The sequence below is a fragment of the Sphingomonas sp. genome, from assembly GCA_019635535.1.
Classification (GTDB): Bacteria; Pseudomonadota; Alphaproteobacteria; order Sphingomonadales; family Sphingomonadaceae; genus Allosphingosinicella.
Genome location: JAHBZH010000001.1, coordinates 2383736 through 2406362, shown reverse-complemented (window position 1 = coordinate 2406362; position 22627 = coordinate 2383736). Strand labels below are relative to the sequence as shown.

At 68.0% G+C, this 22627-nt stretch carries 25 protein-coding genes and 1 tRNA gene; 18 read left to right on the top strand and 8 right to left on the bottom strand.

Translation table 11 applies throughout. From position 1 onward, the window contains the following. The first annotated feature begins 103 nt into the window (after nt 1–103). Genes trbL through KF780_12415 form a run of 5 tightly spaced genes read left to right on the top strand, consistent with a single transcriptional unit; the run spans nt 104 to nt 4656 of the window. Entirely contained in the window at nt 104–1405 is a 1302-nt protein-coding gene (trbL, locus tag KF780_12435) for a P-type conjugative transfer protein TrbL (GenBank protein MBX3562604.1), read from the top strand. Nucleotides 1406–1407: 2 nt separating this feature from the next. Further along, nucleotides 1408–2229, top strand: a complete 822-nt coding sequence (locus KF780_12430; GenBank protein MBX3562603.1) for a conjugal transfer protein TrbF — start codon at nt 1408–1410, stop codon at nt 2227–2229. Beyond that, entirely contained in the window at nt 2226–3230 is a 1005-nt protein-coding gene (gene trbG, locus KF780_12425; GenBank protein MBX3562602.1) for a P-type conjugative transfer protein TrbG, read from the top strand. Before KF780_12430 ends, trbG begins: the two co-directional genes overlap by 4 nt. After that, nucleotides 3227–4435: a TrbI/VirB10 family protein gene (locus KF780_12420; protein ID MBX3562601.1), complete on the top strand. Its 1209-nt coding sequence runs from the start codon at nt 3227–3229 to the stop codon at nt 4433–4435. The genes trbG and KF780_12420 overlap by 4 nt, the downstream gene beginning before the upstream one ends. Continuing rightward, complete coding sequence (locus KF780_12415) at nt 4435–4656, top strand: DUF2274 domain-containing protein (protein MBX3562600.1); 222 nt, start codon at nt 4435–4437, stop codon at nt 4654–4656. Before KF780_12420 ends, KF780_12415 begins: the two co-directional genes overlap by 1 nt. 292 nt (nt 4657–4948) lie before the next feature. On the opposite strand, the gene KF780_12410 is transcribed toward KF780_12415, so the two are convergent. The 4 genes from KF780_12410 to KF780_12395 all read right to left on the bottom strand — a co-directional run bounded on the left by KF780_12410 (nt 4949) and on the right by KF780_12395 (nt 7232). Next, a tRNA-Arg gene (locus KF780_12410) sits at nt 4949–5025 on the bottom strand. Between the two features lie 46 nt (nt 5026–5071). Next, nucleotides 5072–5446, bottom strand: coding sequence for a DUF1232 domain-containing protein (locus KF780_12405; protein MBX3562599.1), 375 nt, complete (start codon nt 5444–5446; stop codon nt 5072–5074). A gap of 8 nt (nt 5447–5454) precedes the next feature. After that, complete coding sequence (locus tag KF780_12400; GenBank protein ID MBX3562598.1) at nt 5455–6633, bottom strand: acetyl-CoA C-acyltransferase; 1179 nt, start codon at nt 6631–6633, stop codon at nt 5455–5457. Between the two features lie 143 nt (nt 6634–6776). Further along, nucleotides 6777–7232: a MaoC family dehydratase gene (locus tag KF780_12395; protein ID MBX3562597.1), complete on the bottom strand. Its 456-nt coding sequence runs from the start codon at nt 7230–7232 to the stop codon at nt 6777–6779. A gap of 79 nt (nt 7233–7311) precedes the next feature. On the opposite strand from KF780_12395, the gene KF780_12390 reads away from it, so the two are divergent. Continuing rightward, nucleotides 7312–10290 carry an L-glutamate gamma-semialdehyde dehydrogenase gene (locus KF780_12390; protein ID MBX3562596.1) on the top strand — a complete coding sequence of 993 codons (2979 nt, stop codon included), beginning with the start codon at nt 7312–7314 and terminating at the stop codon, nt 10288–10290. Here the strand turns inward: KF780_12390 and KF780_12385 are convergent. From KF780_12385 to KF780_12370, 4 genes are read right to left on the bottom strand one after another with little or no spacing between them, the layout of a single operon-like run. Then, nucleotides 10287–11429 carry a mechanosensitive ion channel family protein gene (locus KF780_12385; protein MBX3562595.1) on the bottom strand — a complete coding sequence of 381 codons (1143 nt, stop codon included), beginning with the start codon at nt 11427–11429 and terminating at the stop codon, nt 10287–10289. The genes KF780_12390 and KF780_12385 overlap by 4 nt on opposite strands. A gap of 7 nt (nt 11430–11436) precedes the next feature. Continuing rightward, nucleotides 11437–12444 carry a DNA topoisomerase IB gene (locus tag KF780_12380; protein MBX3562594.1) on the bottom strand — a complete coding sequence of 336 codons (1008 nt, stop codon included), beginning with the start codon at nt 12442–12444 and terminating at the stop codon, nt 11437–11439. 19 nt (nt 12445–12463) lie between these two features. Continuing rightward, the gene (locus KF780_12375) at nt 12464–13828 is read right to left on the bottom strand and encodes an O-antigen ligase family protein (protein MBX3562593.1); all 1365 of its coding nucleotides are present in this window, start codon (nt 13826–13828) and stop codon (nt 12464–12466) included. Next, nucleotides 13821–13976 (bottom strand): hypothetical protein, encoded by a 156-nt coding sequence (locus KF780_12370; protein ID MBX3562592.1) that lies wholly within the window; start codon nt 13974–13976, stop codon nt 13821–13823. Before KF780_12370 ends, KF780_12375 begins: the two co-directional genes overlap by 8 nt. Nucleotides 13977–15163: 1187 nt before the next feature. Here KF780_12370 and KF780_12365 point away from each other — a divergent pair. From KF780_12365 to KF780_12310, 12 genes are all read left to right on the top strand, one after another. Beyond that, nucleotides 15164–15427: a hypothetical protein gene (locus tag KF780_12365; protein ID MBX3562591.1), complete on the top strand. Its 264-nt coding sequence runs from the start codon at nt 15164–15166 to the stop codon at nt 15425–15427. Between the two features lie 345 nt (nt 15428–15772). Then, on the top strand, nt 15773–16045 hold the full coding sequence (locus KF780_12360) for a hypothetical protein (GenBank protein MBX3562590.1): 273 nt from the start codon (nt 15773–15775) through the stop codon (nt 16043–16045). Next, complete coding sequence (locus tag KF780_12355; protein MBX3562589.1) at nt 16042–16278, top strand: hypothetical protein; 237 nt, start codon at nt 16042–16044, stop codon at nt 16276–16278. Before KF780_12360 ends, KF780_12355 begins: the two co-directional genes overlap by 4 nt. After that, nucleotides 16275–16526 (top strand): hypothetical protein, encoded by a 252-nt coding sequence (locus KF780_12350; protein ID MBX3562588.1) that lies wholly within the window; start codon nt 16275–16277, stop codon nt 16524–16526. The genes KF780_12355 and KF780_12350 overlap by 4 nt, the downstream gene beginning before the upstream one ends. A 21-nt stretch (nt 16527–16547) precedes the next feature. Next, entirely contained in the window at nt 16548–17705 is a 1158-nt protein-coding gene (locus KF780_12345) for a phage major capsid protein (GenBank protein MBX3562587.1), read from the top strand. Between the two features lie 58 nt (nt 17706–17763). Beyond that, complete coding sequence (locus KF780_12340) at nt 17764–17967, top strand: hypothetical protein (GenBank protein MBX3562586.1); 204 nt, start codon at nt 17764–17766, stop codon at nt 17965–17967. Nucleotide 17968: 1 nt separating this feature from the next. Continuing rightward, nucleotides 17969–19963, top strand: coding sequence for a hypothetical protein (locus KF780_12335; GenBank protein MBX3562585.1), 1995 nt, complete (start codon nt 17969–17971; stop codon nt 19961–19963). A gap of 10 nt (nt 19964–19973) precedes the next feature. Continuing rightward, nucleotides 19974–20522, top strand: coding sequence for a hypothetical protein (locus KF780_12330; protein ID MBX3562584.1), 549 nt, complete (start codon nt 19974–19976; stop codon nt 20520–20522). A gap of 11 nt (nt 20523–20533) precedes the next feature. Beyond that, on the top strand, nt 20534–20716 hold the full coding sequence (locus KF780_12325; protein MBX3562583.1) for a hypothetical protein: 183 nt from the start codon (nt 20534–20536) through the stop codon (nt 20714–20716). A 430-nt stretch (nt 20717–21146) separates the two neighbouring features. Next, nucleotides 21147–21752, top strand: coding sequence for a hypothetical protein (locus tag KF780_12320; protein ID MBX3562582.1), 606 nt, complete (start codon nt 21147–21149; stop codon nt 21750–21752). Continuing rightward, nucleotides 21749–21940, top strand: a complete 192-nt coding sequence (locus KF780_12315; protein ID MBX3562581.1) for a hypothetical protein — start codon at nt 21749–21751, stop codon at nt 21938–21940. The genes KF780_12320 and KF780_12315 overlap by 4 nt, the downstream gene beginning before the upstream one ends. An 87-nt stretch (nt 21941–22027) precedes the next feature. Further along, nucleotides 22028–22591 carry a hypothetical protein gene (locus KF780_12310; protein MBX3562580.1) on the top strand — a complete coding sequence of 188 codons (564 nt, stop codon included), beginning with the start codon at nt 22028–22030 and terminating at the stop codon, nt 22589–22591. Nucleotides 22592–22627: the final 36 nt, after the last annotated feature.

Here is a 22627-nt window from a genome sequence, read left to right as displayed (position 1 = left end):
CGAGCTCGGGCGCGGCGGCGAAAAAGCCGCGCCCGCCGCGGGGCTCCTGCTCCCCCTCGGGACGCCCCGCGGCAATCTCCTGCAATCGGACGGAACGCGAGCGATGGACGACCTCAATGTGATCGACCGCTTCATGGCGGCGTTCATCCAATATATCGACAGCGGGTTCGGCCTGCTGGGCGGCGACGTCGCCTTCCTGACGACGGTGCTGGTCGGGATCGACATCACGCTTGCCGGCCTGTTCTGGGCGATGGGCGGCGAGGACGACCTCATCGGCCGGTTCCTGAAGAAGATCCTCTATGTCGGCGCGTTCGCGCTGATCCTCGGCTCCTTTTCCACCCTCGCCGACATCATCTTCCGCTCGTTCGCCGGGCTCGGCATCACCGCCGGCGGCGGGGGGATGAGCGCCGACGACCTGCTGCGGCCGGGCTATGTCGCGGGCACCGGGTTCGACGCGGCGCGGCCCCTGCTCGATCAGGTCAGCGAGCTGCTCGGCCCGATCGCCTTCTTCGAGAACTTCCTCACCATCTCGGTGCTGATGATCGCCTGGCTGTTCGTCATCATCGCCTTCTTCGTGCTGGCGATCCAGCTGTTCATCACCATCATCGAGTTCAAGCTGACCACGCTCGCCGGGTTCGTGCTGGTGCCGTTCGCTTTGTGGAACCGAACCTCCTTCCTCGCCGAGCGGGTGCTCGGCAATGTCGTCTCGTCCGGCATCAAGGTGATGGTGCTCGCCGTCATCGTCGGCATCGGCTCGGGCTTCTTCGACGAGTTCCGGACCGCGGCCGGCGAGGAGACCGACCTTGCCCAGGCGATGAGCCTCGTGCTCGCCAGCCTCGCTCTGTTCGGGCTCGGCATCTTCGGGCCGTCGATCGCCTCGGGCCTCGTCGCCGGCGCACCGCAGCTGGGCGCGGGCGCGGCGGTAGGAACGGCCGCCGCGGCGGTCGGCACGCTCGCGATCGGCGGCGGCGCCGCGGTCGCTGGCGCGCGTGGGCTCGCCGGCGGGACGATGGGGGCGCTTCGCGCCGGCACCTCGATGGGCGCCGCCGCCCACGCCTCATACCGGCTCGGCCAGGAAACGTCCGGCTCGAGGAGCGTCGGCGCGGGACTCGGCGGCGTCGCGCGCACCGGCGCCGGCGCGGTGCGCGACCGGGTCGGCGCGGCCGCCGGGCTCGGCGCCGCCGCGGAGCGCGGCCAACGGGCGGCTTTGTTCGCGGGCGCGGGCGCGTCGTCGGGTTCGGCCGGCATCGGTTCGGGCGGCGGCGAGGAAGCGCCTGCCTGGGCTCGGCGGCTGCGGGCCGAGCAGTCGGCGCGCCACCGTCGACAGGTCGCGCTCCAGGCGGTGCGCGAGGGCGACCGCGGCGGCGCGGCCGCTACCCCCGACATCAAGGAAAGAGAGGACTGATCATGCGATTCAGGCGCGCGGTGCAGCGCTACGGGCACACGCCCGAGCCGGAGACCCCCTATCAGCGGGCGGGGCAGGTGTGGGACGAAAGGATCGGCTCGGCGCGGGTGCAGGCCCGCAACTGGCGGCTGATGGCGTTCGGCGGGCTGCTGCTCTCGGGCGGCCTGTCGGCCGGGCTGCTCTGGCAGTCGATGCAGAGCCGGGTGGTGCCCTATGTCGTCGAGGTCGACGCGTTGGGAGAGGCGCGCAGCGTCGCGCCGGCCGAGGCGGACTATCGCCCGACCGACCCGCAGATCGCCTGGCATCTGGGAAGGTTCATCACGAACGTCCGCTCGGTCTCGCTCGACCCGGTGCTGATGCGTCAGAACTGGCTGTCGGCCTACGACTTCGTGACCGAGCGCGGTGCCCGGTTCCTCGGCGAATATGCGCGCGGCGCCGATCCGTTCGGCCGGATCGGCGAGCGGACGGTGTCGGTGCAGGTGACCAGCGTCGTTCGCGCCTCCGACCGCTCGTTCCAGGTCAAGTGGACCGAGAGCGCATATGAGCGCGGCAGCCTCGCCGGCAGCTCGCGCTGGACCGCGATCCTGACCATCGTCGTGCGGCCGCCTTCCTCGGCCGAGACGCTGCGCGAGAATCCGCTCGGCCTCTATGTCGAGGCGATCGACTGGAGCCGGGAGCTCGACGTGCCGCCGCCGTCGCCGGCCCCGGCGGCGCCGCGGAGCGAGGCGCCGGCGCCGCCTTCGCTTCCTTCGGGCTCTCCGCTCGACGCGAACCTCGCCGCGCCCGCTTCCGAACCTCAGCCTTCCGAGAGGAACAGCCAATGACCCGGACCTTCCTTCTTGCCATGACGTCCACCCTTTCCCTCTGCGCCTGCGCGGGAAGCCGGGCGGTCGAGCCGGCGGCCGCGCGGGCCCTTGCGCCGGGCGCCGTCTTCTCGCCGGCGGTCCTGGTTCCCGATCCGGCGCCCGAGCCCGCACAGGTCGCGGCGAGCGCGCCTTTGGCGGTGGAGCAGCGCCTGCCGCCGCCCGAGCCCGGCCGCCGCCGCGCGGCCGGGCCGCCCGTGTCGCGGGTCGAGGCCGCCAATCGCGCGGCATTGCGCGAGCCGAGCCGCGATTCCTATGTGAACGCCGTGCAGGTCTATGCCTGGGCGCAGGGCGCGCTCTACCGGCTCTACACCGCGCCCGAGCGGGTGAGCGAGATCGCGCTCCAGCCCGGCGAGACCCTGATCTCGGTCGCCGCCGGCGACACCGCCCGCTGGGTGATCGGCGACACGACCAGTGGCGCTGGAGCCGCGCGCCGGACCCACATCCTGGTCAAGCCCTCGGCCGTGGACCTGCGCACCAATCTCGTCATCACCACCGACCGGCGCGTCTATCATGTTCAGCTCGAGAGCACGGCGCGCACCGCGATGGCGAGCATCTCCTGGACCTACCCGGAAGGCGAATTGCTGGCGCTGCGGGCGGGAGAGGCCGCCGGCGCCGAGCCGCCGGTCGCCGCCGGCGTGGCGGTGGACGCGCTCGATTTCGGCTACCGGATCGAGGGCGACGACCCGCTTTGGCGGCCGATCCGGGCGTTCGACGACGGGAGCCAGGTATTCATCGAGTTCCCGGCGAGCCTCGCGCAGGGCGAGGCGCCGCCTTTGTTCGTCAGCGGCGCGAACGGGCGGACCGAGCTCGTCAACTATCGCCTCCGCGGCCGCTATTATGTCGTCGACCGCCTGTTCGAGGCCGCCGAGCTGCGGCTCGGCGAGCGGCGCCAGCAGGTGGTGCGGATCGTGCGCGACGGCGCGCGCGGGGAGCGCCGGCGGCGCGGGAGGCCGTCATGACGGACGCGCCCCGCGAAACGCCGCCGCCGAAGGAGGATCCCGAAACGCTGGTCCTGCGCGGCACGCCCCGGCCGGTGGTGCGGTTCCGGCGCGGCCTCATCATCGGCATCACCGGCGCGGTCGCCGCCACGCTGGCGACCCTGGCCTGGGTCGCGCTCGAGCCGCCGAGCTTCCGGATCGCTGCGGGTGCAGACGAGGGTGCCGCGCCGGCCGCCAAGGCGTCGCCGGAGGCGCTCGCGGACGCGCCCGCCAGCTATGGCGACGTGCCGCGCCTTGGCCCGCCGCTGCCGGGCGATCTCGGCCGTCCCATCCTCGAGCAGCAGCGCAGCCTCGAGGGGCCATCCGGCGAGGGAACGGAGCCCGACGCCGCGGCCCGCGCGCGGGCGGCTGCCGAGGCCGAGCGCCAGCGCCTGGAAGCGGAGCGGCAGGCCGCGCGCGCCTCGAACGTGATCGTCCAGCTCGCCGGACGCGCAGGCGGCGGTGCGCCGCCGCCCGCGGGCCCGGCGCCGCAGGCCGGCGAAGGCGAAATCGCCGTGGAGCCGCCACCTTCCGCGGGCGCCCGGGCGGGGCAGGCGAGGCGGTCGGAGTTCGCGCCGTCCGCGGCGGGAGACACGAACCCCTATCCGCTGCGGCCGGCGCCGTCGCCCTGGACGCTGAGCGCCGGCACGATCATTCCGGCAAGCCTGGTCACCGGACTCAACTCGGACCTGCCGGGGACGGTCATCGCGCAGGTGACCGAGAATGTCCGCGACAGCGCCACCGGCCGCGCCGTGCTGGTGCCTCAGGGCGCCCGGCTGATCGGAAGCTATGACAGCGCGGTGGCGTTCGGGCAGCGCCGCGCGCTGCTGGTCTGGCAGCGGATCGTGTTTCCGGACGGCTCCTCGATCCGCCTCGACAACGCGCCCGCCACCGACCTCTCGGGCTATGCCGGCGTCCGCGACCGGATCGACTTCCACACCTGGCGGCTGCTCACCGGCATCGCGCTCACGACGCTGCTTGGCGTCGGTACCGAGCTGACGTTCGGCGACGGCGAGGGCGACCTCGTGCGCGCGATCCGCGAGTCGACCCAGCAGAACGCCGCCCGCGCCGGCGACCGGATCACGCAGCGAAACCTCGACGTCCAGCCGACGCTCACCGTCCGCCCCGGCTGGCCGCTGCGGGCGGTGATCCACAAGGATCTCGTGCTGCGGCCGTGGAGGGGATGATGGCGGGACTGCGACTGGGGAGGCTTCCCGACCGGACGCCGGTGAAGGTGACGATCGGCCTGGCGCCGGAGCTGCATGAGGCGCTGGTCGACTATGCCGCTCTCTACGAGGAGACGTACGGAAGGGCGGAGCCGGTACAGGAGCTGATCCCGGCGATGCTCGCCGGGTTCCTGGAGGGCGACAGGCTGTTCGCGCGTCGCCGGCGGGAACGGCGGAGCTGACGATGACCGGCTCCGTCCGCCCGGCCGCGATCGACGCCGCATCGGCGATGATCCGCGATTCAAGCTTTCGGAGGTTCGGCAATGGTTGGAATCGCGAGCTGTCTGCTTGCGCTAGCGGCGCAGTCGGATCAGGCGCCGTGCGGCCCCGCGCACCGTCACGTAGCTCCGAGGCTCGGCGTGAGTGACGTCGCTGCGTCGGTCGGTCATGTTCTCGCTATTGGGCCCGCGGCGCCGCAATGTTACCTATGCGTTACCTAGCGCGGTCCTAGGTAACAAAAAAATGGCGGAAAACTGGCGCGCCCGGCAGGATTCGAACCTGCGACCCCAAGCTTAGAAGGCTCGTGCTCTATCCAACTGAGCTACGGGCGCGTGGGGCCGCTCTAGCGCGGATTGGTGAAGATCGGAACCGCGCGGTTCAGGCGTAGGTCCAGCGCAGGATCGACAGGGTGACGAGTGCCAGCGCGATCCAGATCGCGACGATGGCGAAGGCGCCCGCGATGCTGCGCGGACGCCGTGAAGCCGCCTCCGCCGCCGCGCGGTGCTCGGCGAGCAATTCGGGCGGGATCAGGCGGCGGAACAGCCATAGGCCGGCGGGCACGATGATCGCGTCGTCGATCAGGCCCAGCACCGGCACGAAATCCGGCACCAGATCGATCGGCGACAGCGCATAGGCGGCGACCGCCAGCCCGACGATCCGCGCCGCCCAGGGCGTGCGCGGATCGCGCGCGGCCAGCCAGACCGCATGGGCCTCGACGCGGAGGCGATGGAGCAGGGAGGAATTGCGGGCGATGGCGCGCCTCACAGCACCTCGAACAGCCCCGCCGCGCCCATGCCGCCGCCGACGCACATCGTGACGACGACATATCTGGCGCCGCGGCGCTTGCCCTCGATCAGCGCATGGCCGGTCAGCCGCGCGCCCGACATGCCATAGGGATGGCCGATCGAGATCGCGCCGCCATTGACGTTGAGCAGATCGTTCGGGATGCCGAGCGTGTCGCGGCAATAGAGGACCTGGACGGCGAAGGCCTCGTTCAGCTCCCACAGGCCGATATCGTCCATCTTGAGGCCGAACCGATCGAGCAGCTTGGGCACCGCGAAGACCGGGCCGATGCCCATCTCGTCGGGCTCGGTGCCGGCGACGGCCATGCCGATATATTTGCCGAGCGGCGTCAGCCCGCGCGCGGTGGCGAGGCCGGCCTCCATGACGACGCATGCCGAGGCGCCGTCGGACAGCTGCGAGGCATTGCCGGCGGTAATGTTGGCGTCCGGGCCCATCACCGGCTGGAGCGAGGCGAGGCCTTCGAGAGTCGTGTCGGCGCGGTTGCCCTCGTCCTTCGCGATGGTCACTTCCTGCTTGGAAACCTCGCCGGTCGCCTTGTCCTTGACCAGCATCGTCGCGGTCGCGGCGACGATCTCGTCGTCGAACTTGCCGGCGGCCTGGGCGGCGGCGGTGCGCTGCTGCGACTGGAGCGCATATTCGTCCTGCGCCTGGCGCGAGATGCCGTAGCGCTTGGCGACGACCTCCGCCGTGCCGATCATCGGCATGTAGACGTCCTTGTGCATCGCGACGAGCTCGGGATCGGCGCCGAGGCGCATCTCCGGTGTCTGGACCATCGAGATCGATTCGACGCCGCCGGCGACGACCACCTCCATGCGATCGACGATGACCTGCTTGGCCGCCGTGGCGATCGCCATCAGGCCGGACGCGCATTGCCGATCGAGCGACATGCCGGAGACGGTGACGGGCAGGCCGGCGCGCAGCGCGGCGGTGCGGCCGATCGTCGCCTGCACGCCCTGCTGGAGCGCGGCGCCGATGATGCAATCGTCCACCTCGGCCGGATCGACGCCCGAGCGCTCGACCGCGGCGCGGATCGCGTGGGCGGCGAGGGTCGGCGACGGCGTGTTGTTGAATGCGCCGCGATAGGCCTTGCCGATGGCGGTGCGGGCGGTGGAGACGATGACGGCTTCGCGGGTCATGGGTCTTTCCTTTCTTTATTCCTCCCCGGAACGGGGAGGGGGACCGCACGAAGTGCGGTGGAGGGGTCGAGGGAGCCCGAGCCGGCCCCTCCACCACGACGCTACGCGCCGCGGTCCCCCTCCCCGTTCCGGGGAGGATTGGTTCATACGAATATCATGCCGATCCAGTCGGCGGTCAAAGCGGGCTTGTCTTCGCCTTCGATCTCGACGGCGACATGGTTCAGGAACTGCCACTGGCCGGGCCGTTTCTCCTCGAACGAGACGAGGGTGAAACGGCCGCGGATGCGCTTGCCGGCGCGGACGGGGGCGAGGAAGCGGATTTTGTCGAAGCCATAATTGACGGCCATCTTCAGCCCCTCGGGCACCAAAGCGACTTCGTAGGACATGCGGCTCAGCAGCGAGAGGGTGAGGAAGCCGTGGGCGATCGTGCCGCCGAAGAGCGTTTTGGCGGCGGCTTCCGGGTCGACATGGATGAACTGGTGATCGTCGGTCGCATCGGCGAAAGCGTCGATCCGCGCCTGATCGATTTCGATCCAGTCGGTAACGCCGATTTCCGCCCCGATCCGGCTTTTGATCTCCTCGATGCTTGCGACCGGCATTGAGCCTCCCCGAATGTATCGTTAGGGGCCGCCATAGGGCCGCGCGGCGGCGGGACTCAAGCCTTTGGGAGAAGTCGGTATGGCGGACGCTACGGCAACCGCGCGTCTTGAAATTCGCAAGCTGCTGCGCGCGCCGGAACCGGACGTGCTGGCGCCGCTGTTGAAGGACGCCGCGCTCGATGCCGATTCGCGCGCGCGGGTGGAGAAACGCGCCTTGGCGATGCTCGGCGTGCTGCGCGAGGCGCAGTCGCGCGGCTGGGTGAATCAGTTCCTGCAGGAATATCGGCTCAACACGCAGGAGGGTGTCGCGCTGCTCAGCCTCGCCGAGGCGTTCCTGCGCGTGCCCGATCCCGACACCGCCGACAGCCTCATTTCCGACAAACTGGGCGAGGGCGACTGGCGCAAGCATAAGGGCAAGGCGAATTCGACCTTGGTCAACACCGCGACCTGGGGGCTCGTCATCGGCCGGGCGCTGACCAGCGACAGCGAGAACGCCTCGGCGCTCCGGAAGCTCATTTCACGCACTGGCGAGCCGTTCGTCCGCACCGGCGTTGGCGCCGCGATGCGGATGATGGGCGAGATTTTCGTGATGGGCCGCACGATCGGCGAAGCGACCGAGCGGATGCGCAAGAAGGAGAACAAGGGCTTCACCGCCAGCTTCGACATGCTGGGCGAGGCGGCGCGCACATTCCCCGACGCGGACCGCTATTTCGCGTCCTATGAGGACGCGATCCTCGCCGTCGGCGCGACGGCGGTCGAAGGGCACTCCATCTCGGTCAAGCTCTCCGCGCTGCATCCGCGCTACGAGGTCGCGCAGTACGATCGCTGCGTGCCGGCGCTGATCGAGAAGGTGGAGGCGCTGGCCGTGCTGGCCGCGCGTGCGGACATCCCGTTCACCATCGACGCCGAGGAGACCGAGCGGCTGGAGATGAGCCTCGACATCATCGAGACGGTCGCGGGCCTGCCCTCATTGAAGGGCTGGGACGGGCTCGGCATGGCGATCCAGGCCTATGGCAAGCGCGCCCGGCCGACCATCGCCTGGGCGGACGCGATCGGGGCGAAGACCGGCCGGCGGATCGCCGCGCGGCTGGTCAAGGGCGCCTATTGGGACACGGAGATCAAGCGCACGCAAGAGCAGGGTCTTTCCGACTATCCGCTCTTCACCCGCAAGGCGGCGACGGACGTTTCCTATCTTGCCTGCGCGAAGGACATGCTGGCGGCGAAGAACATCTATCCCGCCTTCGCCACCCACAATGCGCTGACCGTCGCGACCCTGCTCGAATGGGCGGGCGACAGCCGCGATTTCGAGTTCCAGCGGCTGCACGGCATGGGCGAGGGGCTCTACGAGGGCCTCGTCCGCGACCAGGGCTATCATTGCCGCATCTACGCGCCGGTCGGCGGCCATCGCGACCTGCTCGCCTATCTCGTCCGCCGCCTGCTGGAGAATGGCGCCAATTCATCCTTCGTCCACCAGCTGGCCGACGAGACCCTTACGGACGAGCAGCTGCTCGCCGATCCGGTGGCGAAGATAGCCGCCGTCGGCGGCACCCGCCATCCGTCGATCGTGCTGCCCGAGGATCTGTTCATGCCCGAGCGCACGAACAGCGAGGGCCTCGATCTCAACGACCGGCCGGAACTGGCGCGGGTCGCGGCGGCGGTGGCGCAGCCGATCGACTTCGCCCCGTTCGACACGCCGGCGGCGGACGCGCTGGTGACGCGTGCCCGGCGCGGCTTCGAATCCTGGTCGAAGCGGAGCATCGAGGATCGCAGCGCCTGCCTCGACCGGCTGGCCGACGCGCTGGAGCGCGACCGCGACATGCTGATGCGCATCTGCACCCAAGAGGCCGGCAAAACCATACCCGACGCGCTGGCCGAGGTGCGCGAGGCGGTAGATTTCTGCCGTTATTATGCCGCCCGGGCGCGCAATCACCTGCAGCCGGTCGAGCTGCCGGGGCCGACCGGCGAGCGCAACATGCTCCGGATGGAAGGGCGCGGCGTTTTCGTCTGCATCGCGCCGTGGAACTTCCCGCTCGCCATCTTCCTCGGCCAGGTCGCGGCGGCGCTTGCGGCCGGCAATGCGGTGATCGCCAAGCCCGCCTCGCAGACGCCGCAGATCGCCGCCTATGCGGTCGGCCTCGCGCACGATTGCGGCATTCCCGAGGATGTTCTGATCCTCGCCGCCGGCCGACGCGACATGGGCCAGAAGCTGATGGAGGATCCGCGCATCGCGGGCGTGGCTTTCACCGGATCGACCGCGACCGCCAAGCAGATCGCCCGCACGCTGATCGCCGACGATCATCGCCCGATCATCCCGCTGATCGCTGAGACCGGCGGCATCAACGCGATGATCGTCGATTCCACCGCTTTGCCCGAACAGGTGGTGCAGGATGTCGTCATCTCCGCCTTCCGTTCCGCCGGCCAGCGCTGCTCGGCACTGCGCCTGCTGGTGCTGCAGGAGGATGTGGCGGAGCGGACGCTGGAGATGCTGGAGGGCGCGATGGATGCGCTTATCGTCGGCGATCCGGCCGATCCCGCCACCGATGTCGGCCCGGTGATCGACCGACCGAGCTACGACAAGCTGATGGGTCGGCGCGCGGCGATGCAGGACCGGATTCTCAAGACCGTTCCGGCCCCCGCCGACGGCCTGTTCGTGCCGCCGACCCTGATCCGGCTGGATCGTATCGAGGACCTGACCGAGGAATGGTTCGGGCCCTTGCTCCACGTCACGACCTGGGAGGGCGGCAAGCTCGCTGAGACGGTGCGGCGGGTGAACGCCTCGGGCTTTGGCCTCACCATGGGCCTGCACAGCCGCATCGCCCGCGCCGCCGAGACGGTCGAGGAGACCGGCACGGTCGGCAATCTCTACGTCAACCGATCGATGATCGGCGCGATCGTCGGCAGCCAGCCGTTCGGCGGCGAGGGGCAGAGCGGCACCGGCCCGAAAGCCGGCGGTCCCCACTATCTGCCGCGCTTCTGCGCCGAACGGGTGACGAGCACCGACACCACGAGCGCGGGCGGCAACGCCACCCTGCTCAGCCTGGAGGATGTGGGCTTTTAAGCCTTCGGCTTCGGTGTCGGTTTTTCAGGATAGGGCATGATCAATGACCCGTCCGGCGCGGCGGTGAAGCTGGTCTGGGTGGGATAGGCGAATTCGACGCCCAGCTCGGCGAACTTGCGGACCATGCCGAGCATGATCGCCTGCCGCGCGCTCATGAAATCGGCCATGTCCGGGCTCTCGATGTGGAACATCAGCTCGAAATCGATCGAGGAGGCGGCGAATTGCGTCGCGTGGCAACGATCGAACGTGGCGAGCGGCTGCGCCTCGACGATTTCCTTCACCTCCATGGGCACGCGCGCCAGCATTTCGGGCGTGGTCTGGTAGATCACGCCGAAGGACAGGGTGCCGCGCCGCCGGCGAAGCTTCGCCCAGTTCTGCACCTGACCGCTCAGCAGATTGGCGTTGGACATGATCACCTGCTCGCCGTTCAACGCGCGGATGCGGGTCGTCTTGAGGCCGATATCCTCGACCGTGCCGGTCATCGTGCCGAAGGTGATCGTGTCGCCGGGGCGGAAGGGGCGGTCGAAGATGATCGAGAGCGCGGCGAAGAGATCGTCGAAAATCCCCTTGGCGGCGAGGCCGATGGCGATGCCGCCGATGCCGAGCCCGGCGACGAGGCCGGTGACGTTGACGCCGAGATTGTCGAGGATGACGATGATCGCCACCGCGAACAAGGCGACGGTGATGAGCAGGCGGATGATGCCGATCGCCGATTTCAGCGTCTTGTGCCCGTCATCCTCACCGACCCGCCGCTCGATCAGGCCGAGCACCAGCTCGCGCGCCCAGATCGCCGCCTGGAAGGCCGCCGCGACGGTGAAGAGGATGTCGATCAGCCGCTGGAGCGTCGCCGGCGCGTCGGCCTGGGTCGACACCAGCTTGGCGGCGGTGGCGAGGATGAAGAAGGTGCCGGTCTTGGCCAGCGCCCGCCCGAAAATGTCGCGCCAGGCGACCGCGTCGCCGCGATCCCTGATCAGCCGATGGCCGACGCTGCGCAGGATATAGAGGAGGCCCGCAATGGCCGTCGCCGCGCCGATCGCCAGCGCGATCTCGCCGCTATGGGCGGATGTCCAGTTCACGAAATCGTTCCAGTAGACGGCGGCGCTGGCCGGAACGAACGGGGTCGCTGCAGTGCTCATCATCGATTGTTTAACCGGCCTTTCCTGCCTTGGCGACCTTCCGGCGCCGGGTGCCCAGGAAGTCGATCAGCCCGCGCTCGGCGGCGCTCAGATATTTGGTGGCGCGCGGCAGGGCGCCGTCGCCGAGCGCGCCCGGTTCCCGCGCGGCCTCGATCAGCGCCGGGTGGACATAGGATTTGCGGCTGATCGCCGGCGTGTTGCCGAGCGCTTCGGCGACCGGCTCGATCACCGTCTTGATGCCGATCGCCCGATCCGCGTCGGCGCGCCGCGCCAGCTCGACATAGGCGATCACGCTGGCGCCCCAGGTTCGGAAATCCTTGGCGGTGAAGGCTTCGTCCATCGCGTCGCGGATATAGGCGTTGACGTCGGCCGAGCCGACCGGGCGCGGTGCGCCCTCCTCGTCCAGATATTCGAACAGGTGCTGGCCGGGCAGATCCTGCGTCCGCCTGGCGATGCGGGCGAGGTTGCGGTCGCTGATCGTCACGGTGCGGCGGATGCCATGCTTGCCGGGATAGGTGATCTTCACATTGCCCTTGCCGACCCTGGCGTGGCGGTTGCGCAGGGTGGTGGCGCCGAAGCTCTTGTTCGTCTTCGCATATTCCTCATTGCCGACGCGCATGTGGCTGGCGTCGATCAGGCGGACGACGGCCGCGACGACGGTTTCGCAGGCGGTCGGCTTGCCGGCGATGTCGGTTTCGACCTGCTTGCGCAGCCTGGGCAACGCCGCGCCGAATTCCGCCAGCCGGTCATATTTGCGGGCGTCGCGCGCGGCCCGGAAATCGGGGTGGTAGCGATATTGGCGGCGGCTCCGCGCGTCATGGCCGATCGCCTGGATATGGCCGTTCGGATCGGGGCAGAACCAGCATTTGCGGTAGGCGGGGGGAAGACCGATCGCGTTGAGCCGGTCGATCTCCGCCCGATCGGCGATGCGCGATCCGTCGGGGCCGAAATACTGCCATTGGCGCCCCTTGCGCCGCCGCGTGATGCCGGCTGTGCTGTCGTCGACATAGCGGAGCATGGAGGCGTAAAGCGCCGGCCTAGGCGACTGGTTCCGGCGCCTCCCGCTTGGGGACGAAATTTCGGGCCTGGGGCCGCGTTGCATGCTCCTGTCGCGTGACCCACCGATCGAAGCCGATCTGCACCGCGATCGCCATCCAGATGAAGGGCTGGAAGGCGGTGGCGACGAACAGCGAGCCGACCAAATAGATGATCTGGAAATGCTGGAGGGCGGTGGCGAGCGGCGCCACCCAGGCCATGTCGTCCGCCCGCCTGGCATAGCGCCGGCGCAATATCTCCATGCGGACGAGGCCGATGCCGTGGATCAGCAGGAACAGGAAGAGGCCCGGCCAGCCCTGCTCGCCCAGCATCTCGAAATAGGCGCTGTGCCAGGCGCGGCCCTCGTCCGCCTCGGTATTGGCACTGACCACCTGGACATCGCCGCGCGCCTGATTGTTCACGGTCGTCACCTGGATGCGGTTCTGGCGATAGGCTTCGAACCCGCCGCCTAGTGGTTTGTTCTGCACATATTGGAGCGTCCAGCCCCAGACGGCGAGGCGCGTGCCGGCGGACTGGTCCGCCTGATAGCCCTGGATGGTCTGCATCCGATCGGTGAACGAGGTGGGCAGGAACGGGATGGCGGCGAGGCCGAGGAAGCCGACCGCGCAGATGTAGAGGAAGCGCCGTTTCACGTCGCGCAGCATCAGGATGGCGAGGACGCCGATGCAGACCAGGCCGGTGCGCGCCTCGGCGCCGACCGGGAGCAGCAGGCAGGCGAAGATGAGCGCGCCGCAGAACAGCTTCACGCGCCAGTCCGGCGGGAAGATCGTGCCGAAGCGCGCGAACCAGAGGATGATCGGGATCGAGGCTATGGCGAAGGTGGAGAGGATGCTGCCTTCGTAGAGGCCGCTATTGTTGGAGACCATCAGGTTGAGCGCGCCATAGCCGCCGCCCGCCAGTGCGGTCTTGAGGCCGCCGACGATGATGATCGTGCCAGCCGACAGCAGCATGAAGAGGAGGAAGGCTTCGATCCTCAGCTTGGTGCGGAGCGCCAGCGGCAGGAAGATGGCGAAGGCAAGGGCTTTCCACGCCCAGTCCCACTTGGTCAGCGCCTCGACGTGGAGGTCGGCATAATAGGTCGTCGCGCCCGCATAAGCGAGCAGCAGGAGCATCAGCCATTGCCGCCCGGCGACCGAGAAGCCGCGCCTGGCATCGGCCAGCAGCCAGCCACCGGCGGCGAGCCCCGCGACGATCAACGACAGCGGGATCGAGTTCAGCAGATAGTAGGACAGGCGCTGCGGCGAGACGATGTCGACATAGGCATAGGCCAGCGCGAAGAGGAACGGCCGTTTGAGGCCGAGCGCGAGGATCGCGGCGATGAAGCCGATGAAAGCGAGATCACGCACCGAAGCGGTCCTTGATCCGGGCCCAGCCGCCGCGCTGCTTGCCCTCGGCCGGCGCCGCGTCATCGTCGAGGTCGGGGCGCGACAGCAGCCGCCAGGCGGCGAGCAGCATCAGCCCGTGGGTGAGCCCGAGCGTGAAATTGTCGATCATCGGGCCACACCTGCCATCGTCATGCCCTTACGCGCGCGCGGTTGACGCGGCGTAAACGACGATTGGCAGGAAACTGCCATTTTTCGCGACACGAAACGGAAAACCGCAGCCTTTCCCTTCAAAGACTTACGCGCCGCGATGAAAACCCGTTCGCGGCGCTCGCGCTCGCCGCCCAGCCGGACAGCGGCGGGTTACGGCGGGTCGGCTGGCGGAAAGAGGAAGGACGGAGCGCGGCTGGGCTTTGCGGCGGTGCGGTCTTACTTTGCCGGCTCGATCGCCGCAGCTCGCCTCGCGGCCGGCGCTCCTTCCTTTTGCCCGCCGGCGGCGCTGGTTCTGACAGCGCTTTTGCGCGGATCGAGGGCAACCCGCCGTCGATAGTCGCGGAGCGCCGGTCGCCGGGCAGCAGACACAAGATGTTGTGGACGGCGGGTTACGGCGGGTTTGCCGCAACCCGCCGTAAATCGGCTCAAACCCGCCGTAATTCGCCTCGGAAGGCACGGACGATCGGCGCGAGGCGCCAGCGATCGGCGCCCTGGCATGGCCATTACGGCGGGTTTGGGCGGTCAAGAACGGAGGGTTTTCGATGAACCCGCCGTAGCGCAACCGATTGAATTTAAAGGAAAGCGGCGGGTTACGGCGGGTACGGCGGGTTGTTTCGGGTTCATTGGCTCAGGTGCGGGCGCGGGCGCGCACATCGCTCGGGCTTAGTCATGAATAACTGTCCGTAGATTTGAGGATACCAGATATGGTGTTGATCGAAGATCTAGTGAAAAGCGAAGGCGGCGCCCGGCCTGGCGCGGCCCGCACGGCGCGCTGGCGCCCGCCTGATCGCCGCAACCTTTCCGTATCGGAAATGTACGGAAGGGTTGCCCGGAAAGGTTCGCGCGGCAGGAATGCAAGCGCGATCAATGGCTTACATCATCATCGGCGCCGCCCGGAAAGGTTCGCGAGGTTTGCGCGCATGCGTATGCGGGCGCGTATGTGCGGGGGCGCATACGCATGCGCGCAATACCCGTTCACCTTTCCACCTTTCCGAATGAACGGAATTGCAAAAGAAAATAGAATTAAATCAAATATATGGAGTACTGGAAATGTCGGCATTTGAAGCTTCCGGGACTTTCCGAACAGCGGGCAACCCTTCCGGATCGGGCAGGTTTGCGCGCTTCTACCGCGATCGGCTCCATTTCGTGACCGGCGCGAGGCTGCGCACGAGTGAGGTTATGGCCGCCTATGCCGCCTGGGCGACGGTCCACAGTGAGCAGTCGATCAACTATCTAGAGCTGCAGCGCGAGATGGCGAAATTCGGCCATCGACGTCTGCGATCGAACGGCATGCGCTTTGCCGACGTGGCATTCGCCAGCAAGGCGATCCCGCCCGGCGAGGCGCTGGCGCTGCTCGATCGCTGCCTCGTCGAGTTGCGGGTCGCTCGCTCGCTGATCGAGGCGGCGTGATGAAATGGGAGGGGTGGGCCAAAGTCTGGCGGGCCATGTGCTCAGTCACCCGCCCCGAAGGCATGCGGAGATTTTTTTTGTGATGATCGGTTTTTTTCAGAGGATCAGGGGCCTTTTCCGGGGCAAGCGATCCGCTGGCGCGAATGGGCGCGGAAAATCCTTTTGGGATCAATCGGATAGAACGGCGCCAACGGTGCCGCGGACGGCCTATTGCGAAGATGTGAGTGCGTCGCGCGGAATATTTTTCCTCGACCAGCACGCGGACGGCGGCGAGCCGCGACAGTTCGAAACCACCGTGAGCTGGGCGCCGAGGCGGGCAGCCGGGAGTCGGGGAGGGGTGATCAAATGACCGCGAATCGGCTTACGGATCAGTCGGCGCTTGTCTGTATGCGCCCATCCGATCGGGCGGCGATCGAGCTGCAGCTGATGCCGCTGACGGCGCGAGAGCGGGCCGTGGTGCTGGCCTGTCTGGACGCGCTGTCGCGGCCGCTTTCGCCCCGCGAATTGGAGCGCGCATTCAGGGCGCGCCTGTCGGCGAGCAATGCGAAGGCCGCCACCGCGACGCTCAAGGGCGTCGCGATCTTCGTTATGCGCGATGAAGCCAGGGTGGCGCAATGAACGCGGCGCCGCCACGTGAGCTCGACATGACCGTGATCCTTCGTCTGGCACGGGTTTTCGAGACCAGCGCGGTCCAGGCGGCCGATGATGTCGGCGACGAATGCCCCGCATCGGCCATGCTGCTCGCTTATTCCAATTTCGTGACCAGGCGCTGGGGTGCCGGCTGTTTACGCGAGAAACTCCTCGATCTCATTGCCGAGATCGATGGGACAGGCGGACAGCCCGCCCAGTGAGCAGCGCGGATCGCCAGAAGCGCTATCGTGCGCGCCGGCGCAAGGGCGTGGCGGTTGTGCCGGTCGAGATCGGCGATGAGGTCTATGCGGCCCTCGCGCTGGGCCGCTACGTCTCCGATGACGACATGGCCTGCAGCAGCGCCGTCGGCGCCGCGATCGGCCGAGCGCTTTGCGACTGGTCAAACGAAAAAATCCGTTACGCGTTACAAATCGAGGCTCCGCGCGGGAATATTGTCACGTCTTCCTAAACCTCAACGCGGTAGGTCAAGATGACTGAGCACAACCCTCTCAATACGATCAATCAGCTCGCCGATGCCGTCGATGAGTTCAAAAAGAAGCATTCCGATCGTGTTGACCGATTGGAGAATAATCTGCGGCTGATCGAGACGAGGGCGAACCGGCCCGGCGCCGCCGCCGGCGACCTCAACGCCGACCAGATCGCCCACAAGCAGGCCTTCGCGAAGTTCCTGCGCAAGGGCGAGGACGACGGCCTCGGGGCGCTGGAGATGAAGGCGCTCAACGTCACCACGTCCGCCGACGGCGGCTTCGCGGTGCCGGAGGAACTGGATCGCACGATTCTGGACCTGATGCGCAATCGCGCGACGCTCCGATCGCTGGCGAACGTGGTGAGAGGAAAGCCCGGCGAGTATCGGAAGCTTGTGAATGTCCACGGCGCCGGTGCGGGCTGGGTCGGCGAGACCAGTTCGCGGCCCGAAACGGCGACGCCGAAACTGGCGGAAGTCGTGCCCTATCCCGGCGAGCTCTATGCGAACCCAAGCGTGTCACAGCGCATGCTAGACGATGCGTTTTTCGATGCCGGCAATTGGCTGGTCGGTGAGTTGGCGCAGGAATTCGGCCTGGCGGAAGGCGCTGCCTTCATAAACGGCGATGGCACGAACAAGCCGAAGGGGTTTCTCACCTACACGATCAACACCAGTTCGGACGGCGCCCGCGCCTTCGGCGACCTCATGATGATCAAGACGGGCGTCCAGGGCGGATTCGTCGCGACGACCAGCTCTTCGAACCCCGTGGATACCTTCATCAGTGTCGTGCAATCGCTCGCGCCTGACTATCGCCAAGACGCGGCCTGGGTGATGAACAGTGGCACCCTGGAGGCGGTTCGCAGGTTCAAGGACGTCGACGGGAATTACATCTGGCGGCCGGGCGCGGAAGCCGGGGCGCCTTCGCTGCTGCTGGGCTATCCCGTACTTGAGAGCCCCGACATGCCGGACGTGGCGTCGGACAGCTATCCGATCGCGTTCGGCGACTGGAAGCGGGGATATTTGATCGTCGATCATGCCGCGGGGACGCGCGTGCTTCGCGATCCCTTCACGAACAAGCCGTTCGTCCATTTCTATACGACGAAACGGATCGGCGGCAGTGTGGTGGACAGCCGGGCGATCCGGATCCTGGCCACCCGTTCCTGAGCCCTCCCCCGGTCCCCGCCGCGTGTCACGCGGCGGGGACGATCATGGAGGAACGTCGATGAAGAAATGCTCCGATGATCTCGACGTCGAGGGCCGGGCCGTCGCCGAGGCGATCGAAACGGCCATGGCCGATGCCCTCGCGCGCGGCGTGCCCGTCGCGACGGTTCTTGAAGGCGCGAAGGCCGGCTGCGGGGATTTCCTGATGCGAGCGATGGGGGTGTCCGCGCTCGCCGCGATGGTGAGCGGCGTGGGGAGGGCGTGACGTGGCCGGCAAGGGCGGCAGCATTCAGGATCTGATAATCCGGATCGACGCCGATACGGAGATCGCGAGCCGGAGTCTCGGCGAGTTGCGGCAACAGGTGGAAACGCAGCTTACGTCGATCCAGGGCGACATAACCAATCTCGACAGCGGATTCAGGAAGTTCGGCGCGGGCGTTCGCACCGTTACCGGGCTGCTCGGCGCCTTCGGCGTCGCCTTGAGCGTCGGCGCGCTTGTGCCGGCGGCGCGCGGCGCCGTCGACTATGCGGCCGGGCTGGCCCTCGCCGCGCAGGAGCTCGGCGTCACCGTCGAGCAACTGCAGGTGCTGAACCGCGTGGCCCGCGAAAACGGGGTGGCGACAGAGGACATGCGGGCCGTGGTCGGGCGGTTCACGCAATCTCTGGCCGATGCGCAGGCCGGCACGCGCAACGCCGTTCGCGCTTTCCAGGGCATCGGGATCACGCCGGCGCAGTTGAACGGGTTTCGACAGGGCGGCGACGCGCTGCGCGAGGTGGCGCAGCGGATCGTGTCGATCGAGGAACCGTCCCGGCGCGCGCAGGCCGCGCAGGCGCTGTTCGGGCGCGAAGGCCAGCGGCTGATCCCGATCCTCACCGCCATCGCGACGGGCTATGACGGCGCGGCCCGGCGGGCGCGTGAAATGGGGCTGCTCACCGACGAGCAGGCGGCAAAGGCGCGCGACGCCAACGATCAGCTGGAAGCTCTTTCGGAGACGCTGCGGACAAAGCTGGCCATCGCGATCACGAACAATATCGGGCCGATCACCGGGCTCACCAACGCCCTCGCCGGGTTCATCGAAAATCTCCGCACGGCGATCCCGCTCGCGAGCACCCTGGCCGGAATCTCGCTCGGCTCGCGGTTTGGCGGCCTGCCCGGCGCCATCATCGGCGGCGGCGCCGGCTATATCGCCGGCACTCAAGCGATGCGCGACCCGGCCAGCGATGCCCGCGCGGCGGCGGACATGGCGGAACAACAGTTCCGGGTCCGCCTTCGCCAGAACTTTCCGCACATCTTCACCTCGAGCCATGTCACGCAAGATCAGCTGAACCGCGCCAGGGTGCAGGGCGGCGGGCGTGCCTGGATCGCGCTCAATATGGACGAACATGCGCGGCGCGCCGGCAACCTGCGTGCCGAGGCGCGGCGGCTGGCGCGAACTCCCGCGGACACGAATATCGATCAACCGCCCACCACATTCGACACGGCGGACCTGCGTCCACCGTCCGGCGGCGGACGAGGCCGCCGCTCTCGCCAGCGCCGCCCCGAGCGGACCCCCGAAAGCCTGCGCTTCTCCGCCTATGACGACATGATCGGAATGCTTTCGCTGGATCGCGAGGGATTTCTCGGCGATCGGGGCGTCGCCCGGATGCGCGAGGCGCTGAGCCTGACGGGCAGCATCGGCGCGCAGCTCGACGAGATCGCGGCGACGATGGGGGGCATTCCGCCGCTTGAGCCGCTGTCCCACGAAGACCTGGAGCGGCTGGAGCAGTTCCGCACCGGCTTCCTGCGCGACATTTCGGGCGGGCTGGCGGATGCTCTCGTGTACGGCCGGAACCTGGGCGACGTGCTGGTCAACAGTTTCCAGCGCGCCGCGGCCGAGTTGGCGTCGAGCGCGATTTTCCAATTGCTGTCCGGGGGATCGTTCGGCGGCAAGGGCGGCATAGGCGGTGTCGGATCGTTCATCGGCGCGCTGTTCGGCGGCTTCCGGGCCGAGGGCGGGCCGATGTCGCCGGGCAAATGGTACGTGACGGGCGAGCGCGGGCCGGAGATCGTGGTGCCGAAGGTGCCGAGCGTCGTCATTCCGAACCATGCGATTGGCGGCGGGGCGCGGCCGGTGGTCAACAATCACTATTATCTGCGCGGCAATCTGATGACCCCCGAATTCTGGTCGCGGATCAATGCCGGCGACGTCGCGGCGGCGGGCGCCGGTGCGGCGGGAGCGCAGCAGGCGCTGCGGCGGCGCGCGTCGCGCCGGCTGCCGTAGGGGCATAGGCATGGCGATTTCGCGCGCATGGTCGCAATTCAGCGGCGGCTTCAAGAACATCCGGGGCGCGGGGAGGCTGACCAGCCTGTTGCGGTTCCTGCCCGAGTCGATCCGTGCCCAGGCGATCGAGGATGTCGATCGCACCGGCGACGCGATCCTGGCGATGCAGCGCGCCGACGTGACGCGGCGCAGCGGGGCGCTGGCGGCGGGCCTCAAGAAGCAGTTCTTCACGCGCCGGATCGCGCTGCGCGTCGGCATCATCAACGAACGGAAGCTTTATTATTCCAGGTTCGTCGAAAAAGGCCGCAAGGCGCAGAATGTGATCGCCGTGCGGCAATCCGCCTCGCGCGCCTATGCGGCGGTGCCACGCGGCGGCATCGGCAAGCGGGCGCGGGCGCTGGCCCGCGGGATCAAGGGCGTCTATCGCATGAACATCAAGGCCATGGCGGCCCGGCCCTTCGTTCGTTCGGCCCGCGCCGTACAAGCCCAACGCGAGCTCGGCGGGCGGATCGGCACATTCTGGGCGCGGGTCATGGCGCGCACCGAGCGGAAGCTGTAGCGCGGCGGGACGTGTCTCGCATCCCCGACAGGGAGACGCAAATCTATCGCGAGATCGAGGCGGTCGCCGATCGCTGGCGCATGGCACGCGTGCCGGAAGCGACGATCGCCGCCGCGATCATGCGGGCGGCGCGCAGCTCGGCGGCGATGCTGGCGCTGGCGCGGCGGTTCGGCGCACAGGACCGGTCCCCTTGAGGGGAATCTTGCGTTGGAATCGGCTTTGAGGCAAAGTGGCCCGTGGGTGTGACAGCCCGGACCAGCGATAGGCGGTGAAACCGCGCCAACGGAATCGCCGCCGAAAGAACAGCGTGGACTGGCGTCCGCCGCTGACCGACGCATTATGTCGGGAGCGGGGCGCACATACAATACCCCTTCGGGGGGAAAACGTCCCACCGGTCTCGCTGGCCGGCTGTCACCCTCCCGGCACCCGGTCCGCTACCGGGGAACGGCTGTGACAGGCCAAAGCAGCGAGGCAACGACCATGAGCGTGGAAAAATCAGGGCGGGCCGAAACGGCCCGCGCAGGCGCCCCGTCCGGGACGGACCTGCCGCGATGCCGGCGCGCCGGGCATAGTGCCCCGGCCGGCAATGCCGCCGGCGACCATACCGATCAGGGAGACACAGACATGAACATGATGACCGCCATCGAGATGCCCGTTGAAGTGCCCGCCGACGATCCCGCAGTGGAGGCGTACGAACTGTGGAAGCGGACATGGGAAGGGTGTCCGGGAGATGATCTGGGCGATGCGGCGGAGAACGCCTGGAACAAGGTGGCCGATGCCGCCATCGCCAACATGGTCGCCGCCCAGGCGAATAGCACGGCCGGGCTGATCGCGAAGCTTGACGCGACGATGAGTTACGAATCCCTGGGCAAGGAGCAATTCGAGATGGTCCGGCAGGTGCGCGACGCGCTGGAGTTAGGCGCGATCAGGTCGCGCGGGTGGAAGGCCGGCATTTCCTTTCTTGAGCGTGAGGATGATGAGCGCGAATATGTCGCGCTATGCAAGATCGAGGAAGCGGCGCAGCTCGCGACGATGATCGAGACGCTGTGCGAGGATCTGGTCGAGCGCGTTGACTGCAAGGCCAGCAAGCACATGACCGAAAAGCTGAAAGGCGCGGGCACTACGGCCAGGCACATCATGCGCCTGATCGGTGAGGGCATGGAGGAAATCGACGACATCGGATGCCAGCGCCATGCGCGCGCGCTCGCCACGCCGCGCAGAGGATCATGACATCGCCGCGAGGCGCCCCGGTGCTTGTTCGCGGGCACCGGGGGATCGCCGACTATCTCGGCATGACGACGCGGCAAGTGGCGCACCTGGACCGCCAGCGGAAGCTTCCCCTATTCTGGAAGGATGGCGCGATCGTCGCCACGCGGGCGGCACTGGACGATTGGCGCGCGATCGGCGGGGAGGGATAGGGCGGCGGCTCCTTCCGCAAATTTCGTGATTGACAGGGATTTGTTGCGTGTTACTTTCCCGGAAATCGCGGAAGGAGTCGCAGGACGATGAAAGTCGCCGCCATTCAAGCGTTGTTCGCCAACAACAATTTCGCCAGTGCGCGCCGGATCGAGGGCATCGCCACCGAGCTTCGCGGTGCCGGGCTGTTGCCCAAGGGCGGGCGCGGCCCGCATGCGCCGGATGCGAACGAGGCACATGCGGCCCTGTTCGCTCTGGCGGTCGCCGGCGCCGAGCGGGTGCAGGATGCCGTATCGACGGCGATCACCGTCAAGAAGATGGTCGATGAAAAGGGGATGGACGTGTTTTTCGCGCTCTCACACGCCATCGGCGATCCGATCATGGCGGCGATGATCAGGCGCGTTCAGGTTTGGCCCTTCGGGGCCGAAATCACCTGGCGTCATCCCGGCGAAGCCGATCACGTGCAGCGCTTTTTCGAACCGGCGACCTGGGGATTGGAACACTTCGATCCGGAATCGTGCGGCTCGACCTTCGCGGGCCGGATCGGCCATATCGGCGGGGGCGTGGTCGACCAGCTCGCGCTCAAATTCCAGGAGCGAGAGGATGAGGGGGCCGGATGGTCCGGCGACCGCCAGATTGTGGAAACCGTCTAGATGGCGCGGGCCGCCAACCTTCCGGACTGGCCGCGC

Excerpts from the sequence above, each read along its gene's own strand:
- trbG (MBX3562602.1), top strand. The coding sequence starts at position 2,226 with ATGACCCGGACCTTCCTTCTTGCCATGACGTCCACCCTTTCCCTCTGC.
- KF780_12345 (MBX3562587.1), top strand. The coding sequence starts at position 16,548 with ATGACTGAGCACAACCCTCTCAATACGATCAATCAGCTCGCCGATGCC.
- KF780_12330 (MBX3562584.1), top strand. The coding sequence starts at position 19,974 with ATGGCGATTTCGCGCGCATGGTCGCAATTCAGCGGCGGCTTCAAGAAC.
- KF780_12385 (MBX3562595.1), bottom strand. The coding sequence starts at position 11,429 with ATGATGAGCACTGCAGCGACCCCGTTCGTTCCGGCCAGCGCCGCCGTC.
- KF780_12310 (MBX3562580.1), top strand. The coding sequence starts at position 22,028 with ATGAAAGTCGCCGCCATTCAAGCGTTGTTCGCCAACAACAATTTCGCC.
- KF780_12355 (MBX3562589.1), top strand. The coding sequence starts at position 16,042 with ATGAACGCGGCGCCGCCACGTGAGCTCGACATGACCGTGATCCTTCGT.
- trbL (MBX3562604.1), top strand. The coding sequence starts at position 104 with ATGGACGACCTCAATGTGATCGACCGCTTCATGGCGGCGTTCATCCAA.
- KF780_12360 (MBX3562590.1), top strand. The coding sequence starts at position 15,773 with ATGACCGCGAATCGGCTTACGGATCAGTCGGCGCTTGTCTGTATGCGC.
- KF780_12370 (MBX3562592.1), bottom strand. The coding sequence starts at position 13,976 with ATGATCGACAATTTCACGCTCGGGCTCACCCACGGGCTGATGCTGCTC.
- KF780_12340 (MBX3562586.1), top strand. The coding sequence starts at position 17,764 with ATGAAGAAATGCTCCGATGATCTCGACGTCGAGGGCCGGGCCGTCGCC.
- KF780_12395 (MBX3562597.1), bottom strand. The coding sequence starts at position 7,232 with ATGCCGGTCGCAAGCATCGAGGAGATCAAAAGCCGGATCGGGGCGGAA.
- KF780_12320 (MBX3562582.1), top strand. The coding sequence starts at position 21,147 with ATGAACATGATGACCGCCATCGAGATGCCCGTTGAAGTGCCCGCCGAC.
- KF780_12390 (MBX3562596.1), top strand. The coding sequence starts at position 7,312 with ATGGCGGACGCTACGGCAACCGCGCGTCTTGAAATTCGCAAGCTGCTG.
- KF780_12315 (MBX3562581.1), top strand. The coding sequence starts at position 21,749 with ATGACATCGCCGCGAGGCGCCCCGGTGCTTGTTCGCGGGCACCGGGGG.
- KF780_12400 (MBX3562598.1), bottom strand. The coding sequence starts at position 6,633 with ATGACCCGCGAAGCCGTCATCGTCTCCACCGCCCGCACCGCCATCGGC.
- KF780_12415 (MBX3562600.1), top strand. The coding sequence starts at position 4,435 with ATGGCGGGACTGCGACTGGGGAGGCTTCCCGACCGGACGCCGGTGAAG.
- KF780_12430 (MBX3562603.1), top strand. The coding sequence starts at position 1,408 with ATGCGATTCAGGCGCGCGGTGCAGCGCTACGGGCACACGCCCGAGCCG.
- KF780_12420 (MBX3562601.1), top strand. The coding sequence starts at position 3,227 with ATGACGGACGCGCCCCGCGAAACGCCGCCGCCGAAGGAGGATCCCGAA.
- KF780_12380 (MBX3562594.1), bottom strand. The coding sequence starts at position 12,444 with ATGCTCCGCTATGTCGACGACAGCACAGCCGGCATCACGCGGCGGCGC.